The sequence below is a fragment of the Bradyrhizobium sp. SHOUNA76 genome, from assembly GCF_023006445.1.
GTDB lineage: Bacteria > Pseudomonadota > Alphaproteobacteria > Rhizobiales > Xanthobacteraceae > Bradyrhizobium.
Genome location: NZ_JALBHA010000324.1, coordinates 1 through 7547, shown reverse-complemented (window position 1 = coordinate 7547; position 7547 = coordinate 1). Strand labels below are relative to the sequence as shown.

The window sequence follows — 7547 nt, the reverse complement described above, 5'->3', positions numbered from 1 at the left end:
TCCATCAGCGCCTCGCGCAGCACCGGCCAATTGTCGGGGTCGGGATAGCGCAGGAAGGCCTTGTGCAGGCGGCGCTGGCGCAGGCCCTTGATCGCCTCGACCTTGTCGCTGCCGCCGCGGCGCACGCCGCGCAACGGATTGACGCCGGTGTGGTACATCGCGGTCGCGGTCGCCATCGGCGAGGGCAGGAAGGTCTGCACCTGATCGGCACGATAGCGGTTCTTCTTGAGCCAGAGCGCGAGGTTCATCATGTCCTCGTCGGTCGTGCCCGGATGTGCCGCGATGAAATAGGGGATCAGGTAATACTTCTTGCCGGCCCGTTCGGCCGCTTCGTCGAACATCCGCTTGAACTTGTTGTAGGCGCCGATGCCCGGCTTCATCATCTTGTCGAGCGGGCCGCGCTCGGTATGCTCCGGCGCGATTTTCAGATAACCCCCGACGTGATGGGTGACGAGCTCCTTGATGTATTCGGGGCTCTCGACCGCGAGGTCGTAGCGCACGCCGGAGGCGACCATCACCTTCTTGATGCCCTTGGTCTCGCGCACCTTGCGATAGAGCCGGATCAGATCGTCATGCGAGGTGTTGAGGTTCGGGCAGATCTCGGGGAAGACGCAGGACGGCCGCCGGCACGCCGCCTCGACCTTCGGGTCCTTGCACGCCATCCGGTACATGTTGGCGGTGGGGCCGCCGATGTCGGAGATCACGCCGGTGAAGCCCGGCGTCTTGTCGCGGATCTTCTCGATCTCGCGCAGGATCGAGCCCTCGGAGCGGTTCTGGATGATGCGGCCTTCGTGCTCGGTGATAGAGCAGAAGGTGCAGCCGCCGAAACAGCCGCGCATGATCGTCACGGAGAACTTGATCATGTCCCAGGCGGGAATTTTGGCGTCGCCATAGGACGGATGCGGGGCGCGCGCATAGGGCAAGTCGTAGACCGCGTCCATCTCGTCGCTCGTCAGCGGGATCGGCGGCGGATTGAGCCAGAGGTCACGGTCGCCGTGACGCTGCACCAGCGGCCGTGCATTGCCGGGATTGCTCTCCCGGTGCAGCACGCGTGACGCGCGGGCATAAGCTTCCTTGTCCTGCTCGACCTGGTCCAGCGCCGGCAACCGGATCACGGTCGCACCCTTCTGGCGCGTTGCGCCCTCGTCGGCGGAATCAAGATCGTCGGCGTGCAGCTCGGTGTAGTCCTCCGGGACCTTGCGGAACAGCGCGACGCCCCTGATGTCGTCGAGCTCGCGCGCGGTCTCGCCGGCTGCGATGCGGTTCGCCACTTCAACGACGGCGCGCTCGGCGTTGCCGTACAGCAGGAGGTCGGCCTTGGCGTCGGCGAGCACCGAGCGGCGCACCTTGTCGGACCAGTAGTCGTAATGCGCGATCCGGCGCAGCGAGGCCTCGATGCCGCCGAGCACGATCGGCACATCCTTGAACGCCTCGCGGCAGCGCTGCGCATAGACGACGGTGCAGCGGTCCGGCCGCTTGCCGCCTTCACCGCCGGCCGTATAGGCATCGTCGCTGCGTATGCGGCGGTCCGCGGTGTAGCGGTTCACCATGGAATCCATGTTGCCGCCGGTGACGCCGAAGAACACGCGTGGCTTGCCGAGCGCCTTGAACGGCTCGGCCGAATGCCAGTCGGGCTGGGAGATGATGCCGACGCGAAAGCCCTGCGCCTCCAGCAGGCGGCCGATGATCGCCATGCCGAAGCTCGGATGGTCGACATAGGCGTCCCCGGTCACCAGCACGATGTCGCAGGCGTCCCAGCCGAGCGCGTCCATCTCGGCGCGGCTCATCGGGAGGAACGGCGCCGGCTTGCGCGGTCGGGCCTGCGCCATCAGGGGCTTTTCGGCGGCGATGATCTCAGTGTTCATGGGGCGTAGGCATAGGACTCCGGGCCCTCGAATTCAACCGACGGGCGCGTGAAAGATTCGAGGTTCCGTAGCCGTTTGGGCGCGTTAACCCTTCGCCAGCGCCTGCCGGACCTCGGCCGTGGTGGCCGGCTCGCCGCCATGCGCGCGGACCATCCGAACGGCGTCGTCGACGAGGCCAATATTGGTGGCCGTCGACCCCAGCAGCGCATCCTCGAGACCGACGCGGATATGGCCGCCGCGGGCCACCGCCTCGCCGATTAGCGGCGTGAGGTCGACGCCGAGGCCGGAGACCATCCACGGCGCACCCGGTGCTTCCTCCTCCGCCAGCGTGACCAGCGCCGCAAGGCCATACGGCTTCGGCGGAAAGCAGAACGCGAATTGCTGCGAGAACATGAAGCGGTAGACCGGCGCCTTCACGCCGCTCGCGCGCGCCAGTGCCGCGCCGGCGCGGATGAAGCCCGGCTCGTAGATGGCGAAGGCGGGGTGAATTCCGTAGCGCCTGGCAACGCCAAGCCCGTGCCGGATGTGGGTCTCCGGATTGAGATAGGTCTCGGCCGGCTTGGCTTCCGCCGTGGTGGCGGTCAGGGTGAAGTTGACGCTGCCGGGATCGACCACGGCGAATTCGAGCAGGCCGCGCTCGGCTAGCGCCTCGATATGGGCGAAGCGCGCCTTGGGGTCGGCGATGTTGCCGCGCGCATCAAGGCCGGGGATCGAGGGATAGACGGGCACGTCGATCCTGGCACGAATGCCTTCGATGATCCGCGCATAGACCTGCCAATCGAAAGTCTGCGGTCCCCCGCCGTCATAGGCATGCGTGTGAATGATCGCGGCGCCGGCCTTCGCGCAGGCAATGCCCTCGGCGATGATTGCGTCGATCGTATCGGGGATACCGGGCTGAAGCGCGCGGCTCCAGGGTCCGTTCAGTGCCGCCTCGATCCAGACCTTGTGCATCTTGCGCCTCCCGCGCCCGTCCGAACGAACCGAGGCTCGTTTTGCAGAACCGTATCACGTCGGCTGCGCGCGGTCAGCGGCATCAGGTGTGTGACGTCGTCCACATACCGGTGGGCGCCAATCACGTCATGCTCTCCTTCGTTTCAAGGGAGAGATCGATGTTCGTGGTCGACATGCTGCTGATCCTGGCGATGCTGTTCTTCCTGTTCCTGCCGATCACCGATCGCAGGACGGTGCGGATGCGGCTCTGCATGCTCTGCGCGTTGCTGGCGGTGTTGTCGGTCTCGGTCACACGCACTCCCATCGTGCCGGTGTTGCTCGCGGGTGTCTCCGCGTCCCCCGGGATGGCGCGCGTGCCGCATTTGCATGTCGGTGAGCCGTCGTCGGGGTTCTCACCCCGGCCGACATCGGATATCCGATTGATCCATGGGCAAGGAAATCTCTGACGGCGGTCACGACGTGCCGGCCGGCGTATCATCCGCCAGAGCCTGGCTCGGCGCCATTGCGCTGGTCGGCTTCATCCTGGTGGCGACTGCGCAGGCCTCAAATCAAATCCTGGCGCGCGGGCTCGCCGGATCCGTCCCACCGTTTGCGCTCGCCTTCTTCCGCTGGAGCATCGTTGCCGTCGGGCTTGCGCCGATTGCGCTCGCCGAGATTCGCGACGGCCGCATCGCACTTGGCAAGAACATCTGGCCGATCCTGGCGGCCGGGTTCATGGGCATGTTTCTCTGCGGCGGCCCGGTCTACGCCGCCGGCGTATCGACGACGGCCATCCATATCGCCTTGATCATGGCGCTGTCGCCGATCACCGTGCTGCTGATCTCCGCCGTGCGCGGCATGGAACGCGTCGGCCCGCTGCAATGGTTGGGTACCGCGCTCGCGCTGGCTGGTGCGCTGCTCATCATCTCGGGCGGTCATCCGCAGACGCTGATCGAACTGGAGACCGCGGCGGGCGACGGCTTGGTCGTGATCGCGATGCTCGGCTGGTCCGGCTATACTCTGCTGCAATCGCGAGCCGCGCCGCGCGCGTCCCTGCTTGCGCGCATCAGCCTGTTCGCAGCCGCCGGCGCATTGTTCTCGCTGCCGCTCGCCGCCTGGGAAATGTGGACCATGCCGGCCCAAATCTTCAGCGTCAGGGCGCTCGCGGCCTACGTGTTCGCAGGGATCGTTCCTGGCCTGCTTGCGTATGCCGGCTTTGCCTGGCTCGGCGCCAAATTCGGTTCGGTGCGAACCTCGCTCGTCCTTTACCTCGGACCGGTTGCAAGCGCCCTATTGTCTTTCGCGATTCTCGGCGAGCCGCCAAAGCCAATCCATTTCGCCGGCGGCCTATTGATCCTTGGCGGCGTGTGGGCCAGCTTGCGCCGATAGTTCCATCTGGGCGCATCGTAGTTCAGACGCAGGAACCATCCGAGACTGCGAACATTCTGATCAAGGGCCCGGTTGAGCGCGCTTCTATTGTTTCGGCGTTCGCGGTGTCGCCTCTGGCGATGGGGGACTTGTGAGCACAGTCATAGAGAACTTGCTGTTGCGGAAGCAGAAGCTCGTGGAACAGCTCCAAAAGGCGCCGTCAGTCGAGGACCGCGACAAGATCGAGCACCAGCTCGAACAGATCAATACCGCGCTGGATTTTCTGGACAGGCCGGGATCAAAGGACGCGCGATAGTCGCGCTCATTCCACCTTGAGCGCTCTTGCGTAGACCGACCCCGAATTGGTGATGTGCGTTGTCATCAACTCCTCGAAGGCGGCGAGCTCGCCGCGCGCGAACAAATCGAGCAGCTTGCGATGCTCGTCGAACGACGTGCGGGTCCGGACGTCGATCGGCGAGGCCAAATTGGTGCGGAGCGCGGCGACGCGGCCGGAAACCAGCTGATAGGATTCGGCGAGGTAGCGGTTGCCGCAATGGGCGAACAGCGCCTCGTGGAAGGCCGCATCGGCGCGGCCATAGGCGATGTTGTCCTTCGCCGCGACCGCCGGCTCCATCGCCGCGATCGCCGCACCCATCGAGGCGATCGCACCGTCGCGATCGCAGCGATAGGCGAGCTCGGCCGCCCGGGGCTCGAGCGCGATGCGGAAGGTGCAGAGCGCGGTGATGTCATCGGCGCTCGGCGTGAACACGAAGCTGCCGACCTGCGGGCGGATCGCCACGAGGCCTTGCGCCTGCAGCTGGCCCATGGCCTCGCGTACCGGCGTGCGGCTGACGCCGAAGGAATTCGCCACCATCTCCTCGGATATGGCGGCCCCTAACGCGAACTCGCCGTCGATGATCGCCTGCCGCAGCCGCTGCATCACCCGCTGCGACAGCGATTTCGGCGTATCGAGCTTGAGCGAGCGCATCTGCTCTCTCAGACGACTTTGCCGGGATTGAGCAGGTGATCGGGATCGAGCGCCGCCTTCAGCGTCCGCATCAGCGCGATCTCGGCCTCGCTCCGGGCATGCCCCAGCCACTTCTTCTTCAGCGTGCCGATGCCGTGCTCGGCGGAGACGCTGCCGCCGAGCTCACGGACCAGACCGTAGATGATCGTGTCCATCTCTTCCTTCGGCTGCTGCTCGACGGAAAGGCCGGTGACCCAGGAGACCAGATGCAGATTGCCGTCGCCGATATGGCCGTAATAGACGCTTTCGCAGCCCTCGATACCGTCAGCCAGCGCCGCCTTGCACCGCGTGACGAACTCGTCCATCCGCTTAACCGCAAGGCCGATGTCGTAGGAGATGTGCGGGCCCAGCACCTGGCCGAATTCGGCGCAGATGTCGCGCACGCGCCAGAAGCTCTGCGTCTGCGCCAGCGATTGCGCGACAGCAGCATCAGTCAGCAGCCCGCGCTCCATCAGCTCTTCGAGCCAGCTCTCGAACCGCGGCGCGTCCAGGCTTTCGTCGGTGCCCTGCGCCTCGACCAGCACGTAGAGGCCGTGACCTGCGCCGACCGGCGGCTTCACGCCGGCGCGATTCGTGATCACGTCCCAATAGTCCGGCCACATCACCTCGAATGCCGACAGCAGCGGGCCGAGCCCGCTGCGCGCCGCGTCGAGCAGCGCGATCACTGCGGCATAGTCCTTCAGCGCGCACAGCGCGGCCATGGTCGAGCGCGGCTTCGGGAACAGTTTTAGCACCACGCGGGTGATGATGCCGAGCGTGCCTTCGGAGCCGATGAACAGATGCTTCAGATCGTAGCCGGCATTGTTCTTCATCAGCTTGTTGAGGTTGGTCATGACGGTGCCGTCGGGCAACACCACTTCCAGGCCGAGCACCAGTTCGCGCGTCATGCCGTAGCGGATCACGCGGTTGCCGCCGGCATTGGTCGAAAGATTGCCGCCGATCGCACAGGAGCCGCGCGAGCCGAGGTCGAGCGGGAAGAAGAAGCCGGCCTCGTCGGCGGCCTTCTGGATCGTCTCCAGCGGCGTGCCTGCCTTCACCGTCATCGTCGCCGAGGCAGGGTCGATCTCCTCGATGCCGGTCATGCGCTCCAGCGAGATCGCGACCCAACCCGCTTCGGGCGATGCGCCGCGGCACAACCCGGTCAGTCCGCCCTGCGGCACGAACGGCAGGCGCGCCTGCCGGCAGGTCAGAATCGCGTCGGCGACACCTTGCGCATCCACGGGGCGGATCACCGCGAGCGGCGTCTGCGGCAGGCTCGCGCTCCAATCGTTGCAATTGCGCGCCGGCACGTCGGTGCCGATCAACACGGCGGCTGCGCCGAGCTTGTCGCGCAGGGCGCCGAGCAATTGGTCGGGTCGCCCGATAGGGGTCACCATGTCCATGCGAGACCTCCTCAAAACATGACTGCGCCCATGCGCGCCGTGACATCGGAAAGGGTTTGCGTGCTTCTTGTATGTAAGGTACAAGATGAAAAGTAAAGCAAAAACAAAACCCGGTTAAGCTTCGGAAGGTCCTTTGAGATCAGAGGCTTAGTTCGGGGGCCAAGCAAGGGGCAGTGTGATGACCGAGGCAATTCGCGGGTTCTGGGTGGCATCGGCGACGCCGCTGGCAGCCGACGGCAGCGTGGATTCGGCAAAGCTCGCGGCTCACGCCAACCAGCTTTTCGGCAAGGGCGTCGACGGCGTCGTGCTGTTCGGCACCACCGGCGAGGGCACCTCTTTCAATGTCACCGAGCGCGTCGCGACCATCGAAGCCGTGCTCAAGGCCGGCGTTGCCCCGGAACGCATCGGCATCGGCGGCGGCTTTCCCGCCATCACCGACAGCATCGCCCTCTCGCGCGCCGCACTCGGCCTCGGCCTGCGTCACGTGCTGTTGCTGCCGCCCTATTTCGACCGCGGCGTCACGGCTGAAGGCATCGAGGATGCCTTTGCCGCGATCATCGACGGCGTCGCCGACGACCGGCTGCGCGCTTATCTCTATCACATCCCGCAGACGTCGGGCGTTGCGATCCCGAGCAGCGTCGCCGCGAACTTGCGCAAGCGCTATGGCAAGCAGGTTGCCGGCCTCAAAGACTCCAGCGGCGACTTCAAGCAGTTCCAGGCCTTCCGCACTGCTGCACCCGAGCTCGCCATCACCGTCGGCAACGAAGCCGATATCACCCGCGCGATCGCGGCCGGCGGCGCCGGCACCATCTGCGGCATGGCCAACGTCGTGCCCGAGCTGGTCAAGGGCATGGTGGTGGGCAAGGATGTCGAAGCGCGCATGCAGGCTGCGATCGACGTCGTGCTGAAGACGCCGTCCTTCACCGCGACGCTGAAGGCCATCCTGGCGGCGCAGACCGGCGACGCCGCCTGGCT

Annotated in this window: 7 protein-coding genes; 3 read left to right on the top strand and 4 right to left on the bottom strand. The window is 65.8% G+C overall.

Annotated features, from left to right (window positions below):
- The coding region (locus MOV74_RS26080) for a YgiQ family radical SAM protein (protein ID WP_246929226.1) at window positions 1-1865 on the bottom strand (1865 nt) is incomplete at its 3' end.
- An 84-nt stretch (window positions 1866-1949) separates the two neighbouring features.
- Window positions 1950-2816 carry a 3-keto-5-aminohexanoate cleavage protein gene (locus tag MOV74_RS26075; RefSeq protein ID WP_246929225.1) on the bottom strand — a complete coding sequence of 289 codons (867 nt, stop codon included), beginning with the start codon at window positions 2814-2816 and terminating at the stop codon, window positions 1950-1952.
- 158 nt (window positions 2817-2974) lie between these two features.
- Between MOV74_RS26075 and MOV74_RS26070 the strand changes: the two genes are divergently transcribed.
- Window positions 2975-3262, top strand: coding sequence for a hypothetical protein (locus MOV74_RS26070; protein ID WP_246929224.1), 288 nt, complete (start codon window positions 2975-2977; stop codon window positions 3260-3262).
- Window positions 3243-4184, top strand: a complete 942-nt coding sequence (locus MOV74_RS26065; protein ID WP_246929223.1) for a DMT family transporter — start codon at window positions 3243-3245, stop codon at window positions 4182-4184. The genes MOV74_RS26070 and MOV74_RS26065 overlap by 20 nt, the downstream gene beginning before the upstream one ends.
- A gap of 301 nt (window positions 4185-4485) precedes the next feature.
- Here the strand turns inward: MOV74_RS26065 and MOV74_RS26060 are convergent, their stop codons facing one another.
- Entirely contained in the window at window positions 4486-5151 is a 666-nt protein-coding gene (locus MOV74_RS26060) for a GntR family transcriptional regulator (protein ID WP_246929222.1), read from the bottom strand.
- A gap of 8 nt (window positions 5152-5159) precedes the next feature.
- On the bottom strand, window positions 5160-6572 hold the full coding sequence (locus tag MOV74_RS26055; RefSeq protein WP_246929221.1) for an FAD-binding oxidoreductase: 1413 nt from the start codon (window positions 6570-6572) through the stop codon (window positions 5160-5162).
- 178 nt (window positions 6573-6750) lie between these two features.
- Between MOV74_RS26055 and MOV74_RS26050 the strand changes: the two genes are divergently transcribed.
- The coding region (locus tag MOV74_RS26050; RefSeq protein WP_246929220.1) for a dihydrodipicolinate synthase family protein at window positions 6751-7547 on the top strand (797 nt) is incomplete at its 3' end.

Excerpts from the sequence above, each read along its gene's own strand:
- MOV74_RS26060 (WP_246929222.1), bottom strand. The coding sequence starts at position 5,151 with ATGCGCTCGCTCAAGCTCGATACGCCGAAATCGCTGTCGCAGCGGGTG.
- MOV74_RS26070 (WP_246929224.1), top strand. The coding sequence starts at position 2,975 with ATGTTCGTGGTCGACATGCTGCTGATCCTGGCGATGCTGTTCTTCCTG.
- MOV74_RS26055 (WP_246929221.1), bottom strand. The coding sequence starts at position 6,572 with ATGGACATGGTGACCCCTATCGGGCGACCCGACCAATTGCTCGGCGCC.
- MOV74_RS26065 (WP_246929223.1), top strand. The coding sequence starts at position 3,243 with ATGGGCAAGGAAATCTCTGACGGCGGTCACGACGTGCCGGCCGGCGTA.
- MOV74_RS26075 (WP_246929225.1), bottom strand. The coding sequence starts at position 2,816 with ATGCACAAGGTCTGGATCGAGGCGGCACTGAACGGACCCTGGAGCCGC.